The following is a 17538-nucleotide window of genomic DNA, read 5'->3' as shown; positions in this document are numbered from 1 at the left end:
ATCGCCTCCCAGGAGGCGGCCAGGGCCCATTCTGGTATTGTTGATTGACGTTTATCTAACTAAAGTGACGCCTTATAAGAGGAAGTCGCCGCAAGCTGCGGTGATCATTTACTTAAAGCGTCCGGGTTGTCTCGGGGGAGCACGCGATGAATCGTTCGTTGAAGCTGTCGATGCTGATAGCGCTTGCGCTAGGCAGTACTCAGGCAGCCGCGGTGGAGTTGGGCCAGGTGCAGGTCAAATCGGCGCTGGGACAGCCGCTGCTGGTAGAAATACCGGTCACGCGGGCAACCCGGGCGGAGCTGCAGAGCCTGAGCGCCCAATTGGCATTGAACGAAGCCTTCGCCAAGGCGGGTGGCGAGCGTCCGACCGTCCCCCTGCAGTTCAACGTGGTGGATGAGAACGGCCATAAGGTGATCCGGATCACCAGCAATGTTGCGGTGGACGATCCCTATCTCGACTTACTGGTGGAAGTCAGCAGCAGCAGCGGCAGCAACCTGCGCGAATTCGCCATCCTGCTCGATCCACCGGGCAGGCAGGCGCAGGCGCCGGTAAGCAGTACGCCTGAGCGCCGCCAAGCCGCAGCTGGCGGCACTTCGGCTGCCGCAAGCCAAACCGGTACGGCCGCTGCGGGCCGTCCCGCGCCATCCGTGCGCCATGCCGCGGCGGAGACCAGGAGCGGTCAGTTCGGACCGGTGGAAAAGGGCGCCACCTTGTCCCACGTGGCAACGGAAACCGCGCCGGCTGGGGTCGATACCAATCAGATGATGATGGCCCTGAAAGCGGCCAACCCGGATGCTTTCTATCGCGACAACATCAATGCGCTGAAGGCTGGCGCGATCCTGCGCGTGCCTTCGCGCGATGACGCATTATCCACCTCCGTCGCCGCCGCGCTGGCCGCGGTACGCCAGCAAAACAGCGATTGGCGCAACGGCACGGCCAGTGCGCCCATCGCGGTCGCCGCCGGTGGCACACGTACGGGTGCATCGGTGGCGCCGACTGCCAACAGCCATGCCGACAAACTCGCGCTGGTTCCCCCGGGCAGCGAAGGGCAGTCCGCCGGCGGTGGCAACGGCAAGAACGGGAGCAGCGCCAGCGCCCGTCAGGACTTGCAGCGCAGCCAGGAAGCGCTCGCTTCCTTGCAGCAGCAAAGCGGTGAGTTGAAGTCGCGGTTGAAGGATCTCGAAGATCTCAACAGCAAGAACCAGCGCTTGCTTTCGCTCAAGGACGACGAGATCGCCGATCTGCAAAAGAAGCTGGCCGAAGCGCGCAAGGCGGCTGGCACGCCGGCGGTTCCCGGCACGCCCGCAGCGCCCATTGCGAAAGTCGCACCAGCCGCCGCCAAACCGGAACAGCCGGCTGCCGCCGGTTCCACCCGGCAGACGACGCCCGCCGCACCGGCACTGGCGGCCGCATCGACCGCTGCCAAACCCGCGGCACCGGCCAGCAGTTCCACCGCTGCGCACGCTGCCGTGGTCACTACGCCATTGAAAACGACGCCGGCAAAGCCGGTAGCCCGTCCGCCGCATCGCGCGCCCGCACCGGCACCTGCCGAGCAGCCCTGGTACATGCAGACCTGGGCCTGGGGGGCTGGCGGTGCCGTGATCGTCCTGCTGCTGCTGGGCCTGTTGGCGCGCCGCGGCAAGTCAGGCGGCAAGTCGGCCAACGCAATGTCGCCGACTGCGCCAAGAGGATCGCTCGCCGACCGCTTCGGCACGGTAGATGACGAGTCGCTGGGCCTCGGTTCCGACCCCGACCAGGACGAACTGCTCGACCAGCTCGCCGAACAGCCGGACGATATTGGCCTGCACCTTGAACTGGTGAGCCTGTATTACACCCGCCGTGACGTGGAGCATTTCGAAGCGGCTGCGGAAGCCATGCACGCGCACATTACCGATCCCGACCAGCCGGAATGGCAGGATGTGGTGCACATGGGCGAGGATCTGGTGCCGGGGCATCCGCTGTTCGCGCAGGCGGCGATTCCGTCGTCCACGCACGATGAGCAGTCGCCGTTGCATCATTTCGACCTGGACAGCTATGGCGCCGCACCGGTGGAGCCGGAAGTGGCCGCTCCCGCCAAAAGCGCGCCGCCGCCGCTGCCTTCCAAGGTGAGCGAATACCATTTCGATTTCGACCTGACCCCGGCGCACCACGCCGAAGCTGCCGCTGGTGTGGTGCCCGCCGCCAAGCAGGCCGTGGAAGAAGAGCCAACCTCGACCTGGCATTTCGACGAGCCGGCGGAAGCCCAGCCAGCCGCGCACGTCGATCAGGTTGATCACGATGATTTCGGCGAACTGCACGATGATCCGGTCGATACCAAGCTCGACCTGGCGCGTGCCTACCTCGACATGGGCGATCCCGAGGGTGCGCGCGCCATGCTGGAGGAAGCGATGCACGAAGGTACCCAGATCCAGAAGGACGTCGCCAAGTCGCTGCTGGCCAAGCTGCACTGAGCGCCAGCGCCTGGCACACCCTCTTCGGGCCGGCCTATGCCGGCCCGATTTATTTGCGGATGCCGTTTGGACGGAGTCGGATGGAATCGTGCTCTCGCGGTCGTCCGCGGCAGGGAAAAAGGCACCTGCTACCCTTATGCGCCTTACCGCTTCCCGAACGTCCATGCGCATTGCTCTAGGTATCGAATACGACGGCACCGACTTCCTCGGCTGGCAGCGGCTGAGCCATGGTGCGAGCGTGCAAGCCAGTGTCGAGCGAGCGCTGTCATTCGTCGCGGCCGCACCGATCGAAGTGACTTGTGCCGGCCGCACCGATGCCGGCGTGCATGGACGTTGCCAGGTGGTGCATTTTGACACCGGCATCCATCGTGACCTGCGCAGCTGGATACTTGGCGCGTGCTCGAACCTGCCGACAGGCGTGGCGGTGTTATGGGCGCAACCGGTCAGCGACGACTTCCACGCGCGCTTCTCTGCACGCAGCCGTCGTTATCGCTATACGATCCTCAACCGCGCCGTTCGTCCCGCGCTGGATGCCCGGTATGTCACCTGGGAACGCCAGCCGCTGGATGCCGGGCGCATGCATGCGGCGGCGCAGGTACTGCTTGGCGAGCACGACTTCAGCGCCTTCCGCGCCATCTCCTGCCAGGCGAAGCACGCGCGACGCGAAGTGAAGGCGCTAAGCGTGCGGCGCGCAGGCGAGCAGGTAATCATCGAGATCGAGGCGAACGCCTTTCTGCATCACATGGTGCGCAATATCGTCGGTTCGCTACTGCCCGTGGGGCGCGGTGAACAACCAACGGAATGGATAAACACGTTGCTGGCCGGATGCAGCCGCGAAGTGGCCGGCCCTACCGCCGCCGCCTCTGGCCTGACCTTTATCGGCCCGCGTTACGAATCGCGTTGGGGCCTGCCTGTGGAGGTGAGCGAATGACTCGCATCAAATGCTGCGGCATGACCCGCGTTGAAGACGCGGTGCTTGCCGCCGAACTCGGCGCCGATGCGATCGGCATCGTATTGACCGCGCGCAGCAAGCGGCAGGTATCGCTGCTGCAGGCCAGCGCCATCGTTGCCGCATTGCCGCCGTTTGTCACCACGGTAGCGTTATGCATGGATGACGAAGCGAGTTTCGTGCAGGACGTCATCGACACGGTCCGTCCGTCGTTGCTGCAATTCCACGGCGAGGAAAGCGATGAATGGTGCGCGCAGTTCGGCCATCCCTACCTGAAAGCCATCGCCATGGGCGCGGGCGCTGCGGCGCTTTATCAATTGCGCGACCACCCGCACGCGGCCGGACTGCTGCTCGACGGCCATGGCCTGGGAGAAGCCGGTGGCAGCGGCAAGGCTTTCGATTGGTCGCTGATGCCGCACGGCATGAAGCAGCCCCTGATTCTGGCCGGCGGCCTGACTTCCGCAAACGTCGCTGCCGCGATCCGCATCGCGCGTCCATGGGCGGTAGATGTGTCGAGCGGTATCGAATCGGCGCCGGGCGTCAAGGATCGCGTTAAAGTGCGCGAGTTCATTGCTGCGGTCCGCGGCGCGGAATAAAAGAAGTTACCTGCTGGCGCAAGCGCACGGCATGCGTCGAAATACGTTCTCCGCGAATAGCGGTACCGCAAAAAAAGATGAAGCACGCGGCGCGCGGTAGCGGATAACTTTCATAGCTGCGCGTCACGCGCCAATTCCTTGCGCAACCATGCAACCATCGCCTCGATGCGATGATCGCTCCGACGGCCGGGCGTCGCCAGAATCCAGCTTGCATCGGTTGGCCGGAAGCCCCAAGGCGCCAGCAGGCGTCCGCTGGCGATATCGTCCTGCACCAGCGGCGCGGGTGCGATCGCCACGCCAAGGCCGGCTACGGCCGCTTCAAGCAGGTAGAACAGCCGAGCGAAGCCTTGGCCGTAATGCAGCGATGCCGGCGATATGCCGCAGGCGTTTGCCCATGCTGGCCATGCTTGCGGGCGCGATTGCGTATGCAGCAATGACTCTTCACCAAGGGCGGAAATGCCGCGTTCCAGCAAACGCGCCAGACCCGCATAGCGCGGGCTGACCACCGGGCCGATCCGTTCGGATGCCAGTACGTGCACTTGCCAACCCGCCGGCCAGGGCGGCAGGGTCAGGGCGAGGGCGGCATCCGGCTCGGCATGCCGCGGTGCGAGCGGATCTTCCTCCGGCGATAAATGCAACTTCAGCGTCGGCAGATCGTGTTCGAGCCGCTCCAGACGAGGAATCACCCAGCGTGCCAGCAGGCTGCTGGGGCAACCGAGCACGAACGGACTGCCATCACGGTCGCGCCGCAGCTCAGCCCAGCCGTGACGTAATTGGTCGAAGGCGCTGGCCACGCGATCACGTAATTGTTCGCCGGTGGCGGTGAGCATGACGCCGCGGCCCTGGCGGACGAACAATGCCGACCCAAGCTCGTCTTCCAGTACGCGCAACTGTCGGCTGATGGCGCCGTGGGTTACGTGTAGCTCCCTGGCCGCGCCGCCGACACTGCCCAACCGGGCTGTGGCTTCGAAGGCACGAAGAGCATTCAGGGAGGGCAGCTCGCGGCTCAAGATTGGTGAGTTTTCCTGACGGATGGCGGCCATGATATCGCTTTTTCCTTGACTCCATTCGCGCTACTTTTGCGCGGCCATTCCCCAGTGGCTTCCGTTATTTACACAGGATTTTGCACTATGCCCACGATCCAGGATTTCCAGAACTGGCCCGACGCTCAAGGGCGCTTCGGTGACTTTGGCGGGCAATACGTGGCCGAGACGCTAATGGCGCCGCTGGCCGAACTGACCGAGGCTTACCTGCGCTTGCGCGAGGACCCGGCGTTCCTGGCCGAGCTGGACCGCGACCTGACCCACTACGTGGGCCGCCCCAGCCCGATCTACCACGCCGAGCGCCTGTCCAAGCATGCCGGTGGCGCGCGCATCCTGCTCAAGCGCGAAGACCTCAACCACACCGGCGCGCACAAGATCAACAACACCATCGGCCAGGCGCTGGTGGCCCGGCGCATGGGCAAGCCGCGCATCATTGCTGAGACCGGCGCGGGCCAGCATGGCGTCGCCAGTGCGACCGTGGCGGCACGCTTCGGCCTGAAGTGCGTGGTGTACATGGGGGCCGTCGATATCGAGCGGCAGAAGATCAACGTGTATCGCATGAAGCTGCTCGGGGCCGAGGTGGTGCCGGTTACTTCCGGATCGAAGACGCTCAAGGATGCGCTGAACGAGGCGATGCGCGATTGGGTCACCAACGTGGCCGATACCTTCTACATCATCGGTACGGTGGCCGGTCCGCATCCGTATCCGATGATGGTGCGCGATTTCAACGCGGTAGTCGGACGCGAGGCGCGTGCGCAGATGCTGCAGCACTATGGACGCCTGCCGGACGTGCTCACCGCGTGCGTCGGCGGCGGTTCGAACGCGATTGGTTTGTTCCATGCGTTCCTCAACGATCGCGAGGTGCGCATGGTCGGCGCCGAAGCGGCCGGCGAAGGCATCGATACCGGACATCACGCGGCATCGCTTGCGGCAGGTCGTCCCGGGGTACTGCATGGCAATCGCACCTATGTGTTGTGCGACGACAACGGCCAGATCACCGAGACGCATTCCGTGTCGGCGGGTCTCGATTATCCCGGCGTCGGCCCCGAGCACGCCTTCCTGAAAGACGCCGGCCGTGCCGAATACGTCGGTGTCACCGATGACGAAGCGCTGGAGGCTTTCCACTTGCTGGCGCGCACGGAAGGCATTCTGGCCGCGCTCGAATCCAGCCACGCCGTGGCGCAGGCGATCAAGCTGGCGCGCGAATTGCCGAAAGACGGCATCGTGCTATGCAACCTCTCCGGCCGCGGCGATAAAGATGTACACACGATTGCCGCGCGCGAAGGAGTGCAGGTATGAATCGCATCGACCGTCGCTTTGCCGCGCTGCGCGCTGCCGGCCGCACCGGCTTGATTCCCTTCGTCACCGCCGGCGACCCTGCGCCCGAACACAGCGTCGCGTTGATGCATGCGCTGGTAGAGGCGGGGGCCGATGTGATCGAGCTGGGCGTGCCGTTTTCCGATCCGATGGCCGATGGTCCAGTGATCCAGCATGCCAGCGAGCGGGCCATTGCCAAGGGCGTGGGATTGTCCGACGTGCTGGCCTGGGTCAAGGCGTTCCGGGAGCGCGACCAAGACACGCCGGTCGTTTTGATGGGATATCTCAATCCAGTGGAAATCCATGGCTATCAGCCGTTCGCGCAGGCAGCGGCGACAGCTGGCGTGGATGGCGTGTTGCTGGTGGATTGCCCACTGGAAGAAACTGCCGTGCTGGCACCGTTGCGCGCGGCGGGCCTGCGACAGATCCTGCTCGCGGCCCCCACTACCGCACCCGACCGTATGGCGCAGTTGTGCGAGCGCGCGGAAGGTTTCCTGTACTATGTCTCGTTCGCCGGCATTACCGGGGCAGGGCGCTTGAGCGTGCAGGATATCGCCGCTCGCGTGACTGATATCCGGGCTTGCGCACAAGCGCCGGTGGCTGTGGGTTTCGGCGTGCGTGATGCACACAGCGCCAAGGCGATTGCGGGCTTTGCCGATGCGGTGGTGATCGGGAGCGCGCTGGTCGAACGATTGGATGGCGCCACGACGGCGCAGGACATCGCGGCGCGGGTGAGGGACTTTCTTCATCCGATCCGCGCAGCACTGGATGCGGCGTGATTTCCCGCTCTTCTTTCAGGATGGACAAGAGCGTGCAGCGAGCTGAAAAAATCTGACCCTTAAGGAATAGCCGCGGACCTCGATGGTCCAAGAGCGTGATCGAGGCCGGGTCATCCTCACCCTTTATCTCTGTGGACCGGTCTCCATGGAGGAAGGGAACGTGTAGCGCCGGCCTGCGGGCGGATGGTGCTGATTTCCAGATTGAGGCGTATGCAATGAATTGGCTGCAGAAAATCATGGCACCCCGCGAGCGGACGCAGAGCTCCGCGGCCGGCAAGGGCAAGGTGCCAGAGGGCGTATGGGAGAAGTGCGCGGGCTGCGGCGCCGTGCTGTACCGGCCCGAGCTGGAGCGCAACCTGATGGTCTGCCCCAAGTGCAGCCATCATCACGCCATCGGCGCACGCGAGCGTTTGCTGGCGTTCCTGGATGAAGGCAGCATGCAGGAACATTGGGCCAGCATGGAGCCCAGCGATCCGCTGAAATTCCGCGACTCGAAGAAATATCGCGACCGCATCGTTTCCGCGCAAAAGTCCACCGGCGAGAAAGACGCGCTGATCGCGATGAGCGGCGCACTCAAGGGCAAGCCGCTGATGGCGGTGGCGTTCGAGTTCTCCTACATGGGCGGCTCGATGGGCTCGGTGGTCGGCGAGAAATTCACCCGCGCCGCCGAGCGTGCGCTGGCCGAGCGCAGCGCGCTGGTCTGTTTTTCCGCTACCGGCGGCGCGCGCATGCAGGAAGCGCTGTTCTCGCTGATGCAGATGGCGAAGACGTCCGCTGCGCTGGCGCGCCTGCGCGAAGCAGGCGTGCCGTACATCAGTGTCCTCACCCACCCGACCACCGGCGGCGTATCGGCGAGCCTCGGCATGCTGGGCGACATCAACGTTGCCGAACCGAAAGCGCTGATCGGTTTCGCCGGCCCGCGCGTGATCGAACAGACCGTGCGCGAGACTCTGCCGGAAGGCTTCCAGCGTTCGGAGTTCCTGCTCGAGCACGGCGCCATCGACATGATCGTCGACCGTCGCCAGATGCGCGACAAGCTGGCCGACGTGCTTGGCATCTTGCGCAAGGTGCCGCGCGCGGCCTGATCGCCGCATCCAGATGCTGAACATGGTGCCGCCTTCGGGCGGCATTTTTTTTGGAAAGCAGAAGCTCGGTGCTTGCTTGTTACATCCTGGTTTTTTCCGGAAGACCGTCATGCAAAAGAAGCGCACCACTCGATGTTGTCCACAGCCGATGTGGATGCTTGCCGTAAAAGCCTGTGGACAACCCGGTTATCGAACTTTGCGATCAAGCACTTGGCACGCGGTGATGAATATTTGCGCAAGGCCTGCGCGCAGTTGTCCACAGCGGTTGTGGAAAGTATCCGGTAGAGCTTGTGGATAGATGTGCTATCTCATTGAACGCAAAGGATGCGTGTACGGCGTGATCATCGATTGACCAGCGCAGTAAATGATCAACTCAAGCCATCAGCAACGCGGCGCTATGCACCAGCCATAGCGATAACGCTCCCAGACCGCTGCCGACCAGGATCGCCGCCAGCACATCGCTTGGATAATGCAGGCCCAGGATTACGCGCGATGCTGCAACCAGCGCCGTGAACGTGAGCAGCAACGGCGCGAGCAGCGGATACCACGCGAGCGCAACCATGGTGAAACCCACCGCCTGCAAGGTGTGTCCCGATGGAAAGCTGAATTCGTCCAGCGGCGGTACGTGCGCGATCACGCCGGGGCAAGTACGGAATGGACGCGGGCGACGGGTCCAGCGCTTGAGCAGGCGATACAGCAGCAACGCGACCAGGCCGGTCGCGGCCATGTGCGCGGCGGCTTCGAGGCCGCGCCGGCCATCGATCAAGGCCAGGGTGAGCATCAATGCATACCAGAAGATGCCGTCCCCCAGGCGGCTGATCGCGCCGAAGAACAGTCCTACTGCATGCCGCGCGCCCCAGCGATTGGCGGCGATGCACATGCGCCGATCGAAAGCGTGGCGCGGCAGCGCGACCGGATCAGGCAGGTGCGGTGACAGGGTGCTCATGCCCGTTCTCCTCGACCAGCTCACGCAGTTGGGTTTCGAATTCGCGGATCACCGCCTCCGGCGACAGCCGCTCGACGCTGGCTGTAGCGGCGCGGCTCATCTGGCGCAGCAAGCCGATGTCGCTGGCCAGCTTGACCGTCGCCGCGATGAAGGCACCCGCATCGCCAGAAGGAATGCGAAAGCCATTGTGATCGTCGATCAAGTGCTCGCGCGCCGCGCCTTCGTTGTACGCCACCACCGGCAGGCCGGAAGACAATGCTTCCAGGATTACGTTGCCGAAGGTCTCGCTCAGGCTCGGGAACGGAAACAGATCCGCGCTGGCGTAATGCGCAGCCAGTGTTTCCTCGCGCTGCATGCCGGCAAAGATGAAATCAGCATGCGCCTGCTGCAGCGCTGCGCGCGCCGGACCGTCGCCGACCCATACATAACGGGCCTTCGGCACCACTTGCTGGATGGCGCGGAAGGCGTCCACGGCCAGCTCCAGGTTTTTCTCCGGCGCAATGCGGCCGACGTAGAGCACAACCGGGGTGTCGGCTTGCACGCCCCAGCTTTCGCGCAGCGCCAGGTCGCGCTTCGACGCCTGGAACAGTTTCGTATCCACCGCGCGGCGCAGCAGGCGCGCATGGGCCACACCCATCGCGGAAAGTTCTTCAGCCAGCGCGTCGGTAGGAACCAGCGTGATGTTGGCGCGGCCATGGAAACGGCGCAGGTAGCCATGCACTGCCGGCGTCAGGAAACCTACGCCGTAGTGATTGGCATAGGTGTCGAAGCGGGTGTGGAAACCGGTGGCGACCGGAATGCCCAGGCGCATTGCGGTTTTCACCGCCGAACGGCCCAGTGGCCCCTCGGTGGCGACGTAGATGGCGTCCGGGCGGTGCCGGGTCCAGCGCTTGCGCAAGGTGCGCGAAGCAGGCAGGCCGAAACGCAGGCCAGGATAACGTGGCAGTGACGCGCCGCGGGTTTCCAGTGCGTCGATGCCGGGTTCGTCGGGATGGCGGACAGCCTGGCGGGGACGGATCAGGTCGATCTCGTGACCGCGAGCGGCCAGTCCGGTCGCCAGGCCATGCACGGTGAGCGCGACTCCGTTGATCTCCGGCGGATACGTCTCACTGATGATGCCGATACGCATGGCGCATCCTCGTCTTGTACGGCGATAGCTTGCGCTGGCGGCGTTTCGTGGGGATGGCGGGCAGGTGACATTGCGGTTACCGGCATGACCGAACGCGGGAAGATGCTCGCGGCAGGCCAGCCTGTTCCGAAGGATGAACAACCATCCCCTGCCGGGCGACCAGACCGAGGCCACCGTGAACCTGCCGCCCGACACGCCCATCTGCAATGGGCGCTGGGCGATGCCAGCCGCGTTGCGTTCGATCCGCCGTTGTCGAAGGCGATCAGGTGCAGGTGAAATAAAACGGGCGCGATCAAATACGCCCTCTCAGGGCAGGATAGGGAGCAACGCCTCGTGATCGGGTAAAATTTCGCGTTTCCCGCCGACCTTCCCGCGCCATGACCGTCCGTACCCGCTTCGCCCCCAGCCCCACTGGTTTTCTGCATATCGGTGGAGCGCGCACCGCGCTGTATTGCTGGCTGGAAGCTCGTCGCCGCGGTGGCGAATTCCTGTTGCGCATCGAAGATACCGACCGCGAGCGCTCCACCGACGAAGCGGTGCAGGCCATCCTTGACGCCATGCAGTGGCTGGACTTGAGCGCCGACCAGGCGCCGATCTACCAGACGCATCGGCTGGCGCGCTACAAGCAGGTCGCGGACGAACTGCTGGCCGCTGGCAAGGCCTATTACGCCTACGAATCCAAGGAAGAGATCGAGGCCATGCGCGAGGCGGCGATGGCGCGTGGTGAAAAGCCCCGCTACAACGGCTACTACCGCGACCGCAACGAGCCGTTTCGCGACGATCCCAATCGCGTGATCCGCTTCAAGAACCCGCTGCAAGGCGCAGTAGTGTTCGAGGACAAGGTCAAGGGCAGGGTGGAATGGGCCAATACCGAACTGGATGACCTGGTGATCTTCCGTTCCGACGGCTGGCCGACCTATAACTTCGCCGTGGTGGTCGACGATATCGACATGGGCATCACCGAGGTGATCCGCGGCGACGACCACGTCAACAACACGCCACGCCAGATCAACATCTATCAGGCGCTCGGCGCGAAGGTGCCGGAGTTCGCGCACTTGCCGATGATCCTGGACAAGGAGGGCAAGAAGCTTTCCAAGCGCACCAATTCGGTGAGCGTGATGGAGTATCGCGAGAACGGCTTCCTGCCGCATGCGATCCTCAACTATCTGGTACGCCTTGGCTGGTCGCATGGCGACCAGGAAATCTTCTCGCGCGAGGAGATGATCAAGCTGTTCGACGTCAGCGACGTCAACAAGGCCGCCTCGCGTTTCGATACCGAAAAGCTGGAATGGCTCAACCAGCATTACCTCAAGAGCGACGATCCGCAGGCGCTGGCGCCCGAATTGGCCTGGCACCTCGCGCGCGCCGGCATCGACGCCAGCGGCGGCCCCGCGCCGGCCGACGTGATCGTGGCCCTGCGCGATCGCGTGCACACGCTGAAGGAAATGGCCGAGCGCGCGAAGATCTGGTACGGCCCGATTACCGAATGGGATGACAAGGCCATCGCCAAGCACCTGAAGAATGACAGCGCCTTGAAGGTGCTGGAATCCGCGCGCGAACGGCTCGCCGACTGCGAATGGCGGCCCGAGCCGATCCATCAGGTGATCGAGCAAGTTTCCACCGCGCTCGAGCTGGGCATGGGCAAGATCGCCCAGCCGCTGCGCGTGGCGATGACTGGCACCCAGGTCTCGCCCTCGATCGACCACACCATCTACCTGACTGGCCGAAAGGCGGCGCTTGAGCGCATCGACCACGCCATCGCGCTGGCGCAAAAATAGGTGGACGGACGGCGGGGATAGTTAATCCGGGTGCCAGGCCTTAACCTCCAGGCTCCCATTCCATTTCATCCTCCGACACAAATGGACGAACTGCTGGCCAAGGCAACCCAGGGCGTCGACATGGATGCGCCCGGTGCTTTCCTGCATGTGCTCATCAACCTGATGGGCATGATTCCCTGGACGGCATTGTTCTGGTGGAACCTGGTGTTCATCGTGGTAGGCGTGCTGCTGGGCTGGTGGCGAGGGCGCGTGCTGGCGGGATTGGTCTGGGCGCTGGTGCTGGGGCCAATCGGGTGGGTGGTCGTGCTGCTCATGCCCAGGTCGGCCAAGCCGCCGCCGTTGCCGCGTTGACGGCCGGTGTATGATCGGCGGCGAGGTGAACCCGTTGAGCAACAGTCCGTCCATCAAAGCGCACGCGCACGCACACCACGAGCATCACGGAAGTCCCACGGAGTTCGTGGCCGCGGTGGAGCACGCCAGCGAGCAGCGCGGCTTGCGCCTTACCCCGTTGCGCAAGGAAGTGCTGGAACTGATCGCCGCCGCCGGCAAGCCGGTAAAGGCCTATGATCTGCTCGATCATCTGCGCGAGCGCCATGGCAATGCCGCGCCGCCCACGGTCTATCGCGCGCTCGACTTCCTGCTCGAGCACGGTTTCATCCACAAGCTGGAATCGATCAATGCGTTCGTCTCCTGCCATCACCCGGCCGAGGCGCACCAGGTGCCGTTCCTGATCTGCGACGTGTGTTCGAGCGCGCAGGAAGTGTGCGACGAGCGTGTCGCCGAATTGATCGAAGCGCAGGCCAAGGCGTTCGGCTTTCGGCCGCAGGCGCAGACCCTGGAAGTACACGGCATCTGCAAGCATTGCCGCGAGGCCTGAAGCGATCTCGCCTTGCGTGTCCACGGCGATCCATCGCGTTAGCTTGCGCGCGTTCCCGGGGTGTTATATTGTATCAAAACGATCACCGGCCCCACCGGTGAAATCCGCATGGTGTAGTCCCACCCCATGGATTCCACGCCAACGCCCTCGACCTTCCGCTGGTGGAACATCGCCGACCGCATCGGTGCCACCGCTTCGTTCCTGTGTGCCATCCACTGCGCGGCATTGCCGTTCGTGCTGGCGATTCTTCCCTTGCTTGGCCTGAGCTTCCTTGCCGATCATGCCTTCGAGCGCGATTTCGTGCTGTTCGCGAGCGCGCTGGCGCTATTTGCCCTGGTCAATGGCTATCGCCGCCATCATCGCTCGTTGCCGTTGCGGCTGGCGCTGCCCGGGCTTGCGCTACTGGTGATGGGCGTTACTTTCGCGGAAGGCTATTCGATCATCGTGCACAGCGTGCTGGTGACTTGCGGTGGTTTCCTGGTCGCCAGCGCCCACTTCGTCAATCTCCGCTTCGATCGCCAATACGGCCACGTGCATGGCGCGCATTGCGCCCATGGATGAATCGCATCCCTAGGCGGTGATTGTGTAACGGCGGCAGCGGTTTCTAGCATTGCCAGATGAACCACGTGCATACCCACGCCTGCGATCATCACGATCATTCCCATGCGACGGAAGCGGCCGGCCGCGAGCGCAAGCTGTGGGTCGCCTTTGCGCTTACCGCTTGCATGATGCTGGTCGAAGTCGGGGGCGGCTGGTGGTCCGGCTCGCTGGCGCTGCTGGCCGACGCCGGTCATATGCTGGTGGACGCGGCCGCATTGATGTTGGCGCTGTTTGCCGCGCGGATGGCGCGGCGGCCTGCCGACGCCCGGCGCACCTACGGCTACGGACGCATGGAAGTGCTGGCCGGTTTCGTCAATGCGTTGACCCAGTTCGTGCTGGTGGGGTTCATTGCCTACGAAGCTATCGAGCGTTTTTTCAAGCCGGTGGAGATTCTTTCCGGGGTAATGCTTGGCGTGGCGGTGGCGGGGTTGCTGGTCAACCTGATCGTGCTGCGCAGCCTGCACGGCCACGCGCATGACGACGTCAACATCGGCGCGGCCAGCCTGCATGTGCTGGGTGACCTGCTGGGTTCCGTGGGCGCCATACTCGCCGCGCTGGCGGTACGCTGGATGGGCTGGAACTGGGCGGACCCGGCGTTATCGCTGTTGGTCTCGCTGCTGATATTGCGCAGCGCCTGGCAGCTGTTGCGCAGGTCCACGCATATCCTGCTGGAAGGCGTGCCCGAAGGCATGGATCCGGACGAAGTGGAGCGGATATTGCGCGATGTGGATGCATCGATTCGCGATGTGCATCACCTGCATGTATGGCAGCTGGCATCGGGCTCGCGCATGGCGACCCTGCATCTGGAACTGCACGACCCGAACGACAGCGCGCGCGCGCTGGCCGCCGTGAATCGCACCTTGCTGGATCGTTTCGGCATCCGCCACGTCACGGTGCAGATCGATCCTGGCGATTGTCCGGACGGTCGCCCGGGTTGCAGCGCCCGGCATCCTGGCTAGACCCGGCCGCCCGCTTGCGCTTTGGCGGCCCGCTGCTAGGATGATTGGCCGTCAACAGTATTAAGAATCAAGGAGTTTCCCATGGGTAAGGGCGATCGCAAGACCCGTCGCGGCAAGACCTATCGCGGCAGCTACGGCAACACGCGCGCGCACGGCGCGCAACCCGCCGTAGCCGGCGCCAAGGCGACCGTGACCAAGCCGGCAGCCGTGAAAAAAGCCGCTGCTCCGAAGAAGAAGTCGGCCTGAGCATTCCTGCTCACCAAAAAAGAAAAGCCCTCGCCAGCCGAGGGCTTTTTTATGGCGCGATCGGCACCGGTGGCGTCGCAGCCACGCCACCGATCCATACCTGCCGCACCAGTCCGCCGCCGATCCAATAGCACAGTTCGGCCGGTTGCCTGGCGTTCCAGGCGACCAGGTCGGCGCGCTTGCCGACCGCCAGCGTGCCACGGTCGGGCAGGCCCAGCGCGCGCGCGGCATGGACGGTGACCCCGCGCAATGCTTCTTCCGGCGTGAGGCGGAACATCGTGCAGGCCATGTTCGCCGCCAGGCGCAGCGAAAGCAGCGGTGACGTTCCCGGATTGCAATCGGTGGCGATGGCGATGGGAATGCGGTGCGAGCGCAAGGCCTCCACGGGAGGCAGCTTGCTCTCGCGCAAGGCATAGAAGGCACCTGGCAACAGCACGGCTACCGTGCCTGCGCGCGCCATGGCCTGCAGGCCGGAATCGCTCAGGTATTCGAGATGGTCGGCGGAAAGTCCGTCGAACTCGGCCACCAGCGCGGCACCGTCCCGATCGGACAATTGCTCGGCGTGCAATTTCACGCGCAAGCCGAGCTGCCGCGCATGTTCGAATACACGCTGCGTTTCGGCGCGGGTGAATCCGATGCCTTCGCAGAATGCGTCGACCGCGTCGACCAGGCCTTCGTCGGCCAGCGCCGGAAGCAATTCGTGGCAGACCAGCGCGACGTACTCATCGCGCCGATCCTTGTATTCCGGCGGCAGCGCGTGCAGGCCGAGGAAGCTGGTCTGTACATGGATGCCCAGCGCCTGGCCAAGGCGGCGTGCCACGCGCAACATGCGCCGCTCCGTTTCCAGCTCCAGGCCGTAGCCGGATTTGATCTCCAGCGTGGTGACGCCATCGGCCAGCAAGGCGCGGGCGCGTGGCAGCGATTGCGCGAACAGTTCGTCTTCGCTCGCGCCGCGGGTCGCGCGCACGGTGGAAACGATGCCGCCACCGGCGCGCGCGATCGCTTCGTAGCTGGCGCCGTTGAGGCGCAAATCGAATTCCTGCGCCCGATCGCCACCGAAGACCAGATGCGTGTGACAGTCGATCAGCCCTGGCGTAACCAGCGCACCGGCAAGGTCATGGACCTCCAGCGCAGTCGCCGCCGATGCCCGCGGCAGCTCGCGCATCGGCCCGATCCATGCGATGCGTCCATCCTGGCAGGCCACGGCGGCATCCGTCAGCAGCCCGTGGCTCGCCTCGCCGGCGAACGTCGCCAGCGAGGCGTTCGTCAGCAGCAAGTCCCAGTTCATCGCTTCGGTTCTTCGGTATGCGCGTTGTCGGGGTCGACCGGTTCGCCATAGGTGCTGGTCGGGCCGATCTGTTCGGCAGGCGCAGGCGTGGTGCTTGGTTGCGCGGCTTCGGTGCGGGCGGCTTGCTGAAGCTCGAAGTCCTGGATCAGGCGCTCGGCAAAATCCTTATAGACCGGCGTGGGGCAGAAGATCGACGCGGCGGCGCGCGCCAGCAGGCAGGCGGCCATGATCGGAATCACCATGTCCTGGTTGTTGGTCAGTTCCATCGCGATCACCGCGGACGTCAGCGGCGCGCCGGTCACGCCGGACAGGTACGCGCTCATGCCCAGCAGTACCACGGCGGTTTCCGGCACATGCGGCAGGAAATAGGCGATGTTGTGGCCCAGGCCCGCGCCCACTGCCAACGCTGGCGAGAAGATGCCGCCCGGTATTCCAGCCCAGTAAGACACCACATTGGCCAGCAGCTTGCTGATGCCGAAACTGTGGCCCGGCGTGATCGATGCCTCTTGCACGAAAGCGCGCGCCTGCGCATAGCCGGTGCCGTAAACGGCGTTGTGCGACAACACGCCCAACACCGCCAGCGCGAAACCGCAGCCGACGGCAAACAGTACCGGGTTGGCATCGCGCAACCGCCCGATGGCGGCCAACGGCCCGGTGCGGCTCAGCAAGATCAGGCGCGCGAACAAGCCGCCAAGCAAGCCGCAGACGATGCCGCATTCGAGCACCGCCAGCCACGCATGCCCCAGCGGCAGGCTGGCTTGCACCGTGCCGAAATAGGCGTAGTTGCCAGTGATGCCCAGCGAGACCACGCCACCGACGAACACCGCCGTAAGCAGCAAGCCGCTGAAGCGGTGCTCGAAGGTGCCGGCCAGTTCCTCGATCGCGAACACCACACCCGCCAGCGGCGTATTGAAGGCCGCGGCGATGCCGGCCGCGCCGCCGGCAAGGATGAAGCGCGACAGCGCCTTGGGATCGGAAAACCCCAAACGCCTGCCCAGCCAATGCATCAGTCCCGCGCCTACGTGCACGGTCGGACCCTCGCGGCCAATGGACGCGCCGACCATCAGCGCCAGCAGGGTCAGCACCATCTTGCTGGCGGCGATCGGCAAGGCCAGCATGCGCGAGCGAAAACCTTCGTCATCGATATGGATGGTCGCGATCACTTGCGGAATACCGCTGCCGCGTGCCGCGCGCAGGCGTCCCTCGGTGATCCATGACAACAGGCCGAACACCACCGGCGTGAGGATCAGCGGAATCCAGATGCCGTGCGCCACGATCCGCTCGAACAAGGCATAGGCCCAGTCGCTGGTCTTGGCGAACAGGATCGCGGCGAGCGCCACCAGGATGGCCCCGCTCCACAACGCAATGCGTCGTTTCCACTGATACGGGGCGAAGAACTCATGACCCAGCACGGCGCGCAGCCGCGGGTTGGAGGCTTTATGGGGCGGCATCGGGGTATCGGGCATCCGCGGATTATGTCAGATGCAGCTTGTTGC

General features: G+C 64.5%; 17 protein-coding genes. 12 read left to right on the top strand and 5 right to left on the bottom strand.

Going from position 1 to position 17538, the window contains the following annotated elements; genetic code table 11:
* Positions 1-146 precede the first annotated feature (146 nt).
* The 3 genes from ISP15_RS01310 (at position 147) to ISP15_RS01300 (ending at position 3995) form a co-directional block, all read left to right on the top strand.
* Positions 147-2450 (top strand): FimV/HubP family polar landmark protein, encoded by a 2304-nt coding sequence (locus ISP15_RS01310; protein ID WP_404544210.1) that lies wholly within the window; start codon positions 147-149, stop codon positions 2448-2450.
* A 163-nt stretch (positions 2451-2613) separates the two neighbouring features.
* Positions 2614-3381: a tRNA pseudouridine(38-40) synthase TruA gene (gene truA, locus ISP15_RS01305; protein WP_404544208.1), complete on the top strand. Its 768-nt coding sequence runs from the start codon at positions 2614-2616 to the stop codon at positions 3379-3381.
* Positions 3378-3995, top strand: a complete 618-nt coding sequence (locus ISP15_RS01300; protein ID WP_404544205.1) for a phosphoribosylanthranilate isomerase — start codon at positions 3378-3380, stop codon at positions 3993-3995. The genes truA and ISP15_RS01300 overlap by 4 nt, the downstream gene beginning before the upstream one ends.
* A gap of 110 nt (positions 3996-4105) precedes the next feature.
* Here the strand turns inward: ISP15_RS01300 and ISP15_RS01295 are convergent, their stop codons facing one another.
* Entirely contained in the window at positions 4106-5005 is a 900-nt protein-coding gene (locus tag ISP15_RS01295; protein ID WP_404544363.1) for a LysR family transcriptional regulator, read from the bottom strand.
* Positions 5006-5125: 120 nt separating this feature from the next.
* Between ISP15_RS01295 and trpB the strand changes: the two genes are divergently transcribed.
* From trpB to accD, 3 genes are all read left to right on the top strand, one after another.
* On the top strand, positions 5126-6337 hold the full coding sequence (trpB, locus tag ISP15_RS01290) for a tryptophan synthase subunit beta (RefSeq protein WP_404544203.1): 1212 nt from the start codon (positions 5126-5128) through the stop codon (positions 6335-6337).
* The gene (gene trpA, locus ISP15_RS01285; RefSeq protein WP_404544201.1) at positions 6334-7134 is read left to right on the top strand and encodes a tryptophan synthase subunit alpha; all 801 of its coding nucleotides are present in this window, start codon (positions 6334-6336) and stop codon (positions 7132-7134) included. Before trpB ends, trpA begins: the two co-directional genes overlap by 4 nt.
* Positions 7135-7349: 215 nt before the next feature.
* On the top strand, positions 7350-8219 hold the full coding sequence (accD, locus tag ISP15_RS01280; RefSeq protein WP_404544198.1) for an acetyl-CoA carboxylase, carboxyltransferase subunit beta: 870 nt from the start codon (positions 7350-7352) through the stop codon (positions 8217-8219).
* 373 nt (positions 8220-8592) lie between these two features.
* Here accD and ISP15_RS01275 read toward each other — a convergent pair whose 3' ends face one another.
* Entirely contained in the window at positions 8593-9165 is a 573-nt protein-coding gene (locus ISP15_RS01275; protein ID WP_404544195.1) for a phosphatase PAP2 family protein, read from the bottom strand.
* The gene (locus ISP15_RS01270) at positions 9137-10294 is read right to left on the bottom strand and encodes a glycosyltransferase family 4 protein (protein ID WP_404544193.1); all 1158 of its coding nucleotides are present in this window, start codon (positions 10292-10294) and stop codon (positions 9137-9139) included. Before ISP15_RS01270 ends, ISP15_RS01275 begins: the two co-directional genes overlap by 29 nt.
* A gap of 377 nt (positions 10295-10671) precedes the next feature.
* Here ISP15_RS01270 and gltX point away from each other — a divergent pair, with 377 nt between their 5' ends.
* From gltX to ISP15_RS01240, 6 genes are all read left to right on the top strand, one after another.
* Positions 10672-12072, top strand: coding sequence for a glutamate--tRNA ligase (gltX, locus tag ISP15_RS01265; protein ID WP_404544189.1), 1401 nt, complete (start codon positions 10672-10674; stop codon positions 12070-12072).
* 81 nt (positions 12073-12153) lie between these two features.
* Entirely contained in the window at positions 12154-12423 is a 270-nt protein-coding gene (locus tag ISP15_RS01260) for a hypothetical protein (protein ID WP_404544187.1), read from the top strand.
* A 10-nt stretch (positions 12424-12433) separates the two neighbouring features.
* The gene (locus ISP15_RS01255) at positions 12434-12949 is read left to right on the top strand and encodes a transcriptional repressor (RefSeq protein WP_404544185.1); all 516 of its coding nucleotides are present in this window, start codon (positions 12434-12436) and stop codon (positions 12947-12949) included.
* A gap of 126 nt (positions 12950-13075) precedes the next feature.
* Complete coding sequence (locus tag ISP15_RS01250) at positions 13076-13510, top strand: MerC domain-containing protein (RefSeq protein WP_404544183.1); 435 nt, start codon at positions 13076-13078, stop codon at positions 13508-13510.
* Positions 13511-13566: 56 nt separating this feature from the next.
* Entirely contained in the window at positions 13567-14508 is a 942-nt protein-coding gene (locus ISP15_RS01245) for a cation diffusion facilitator family transporter (RefSeq protein WP_404544181.1), read from the top strand.
* 81 nt (positions 14509-14589) lie between these two features.
* Positions 14590-14754 (top strand): 30S ribosomal protein THX, encoded by a 165-nt coding sequence (locus tag ISP15_RS01240; protein ID WP_404544178.1) that lies wholly within the window; start codon positions 14590-14592, stop codon positions 14752-14754.
* Positions 14755-14803: 49 nt separating this feature from the next.
* On the opposite strand, the gene hutI is transcribed toward ISP15_RS01240, so the two are convergent.
* Positions 14804-16042: an imidazolonepropionase gene (hutI, locus tag ISP15_RS01235; RefSeq protein WP_404544176.1), complete on the bottom strand. Its 1239-nt coding sequence runs from the start codon at positions 16040-16042 to the stop codon at positions 14804-14806.
* Positions 16039-17493, bottom strand: a complete 1455-nt coding sequence (locus ISP15_RS01230; protein WP_404544174.1) for a chloride channel protein — start codon at positions 17491-17493, stop codon at positions 16039-16041. The genes hutI and ISP15_RS01230 overlap by 4 nt, the downstream gene beginning before the upstream one ends.
* Between the last annotated feature and the right edge of the window lie 45 nt (positions 17494-17538).

The sequence above is a fragment of the Dyella jejuensis genome (genome assembly GCF_044904675.1).
GTDB classification, from domain to species: domain Bacteria; phylum Pseudomonadota; class Gammaproteobacteria; order Xanthomonadales; family Rhodanobacteraceae; genus Dyella_B; species Dyella_B jejuensis.
This window is presented reverse-complemented; position numbering and strand designations above follow the sequence as displayed.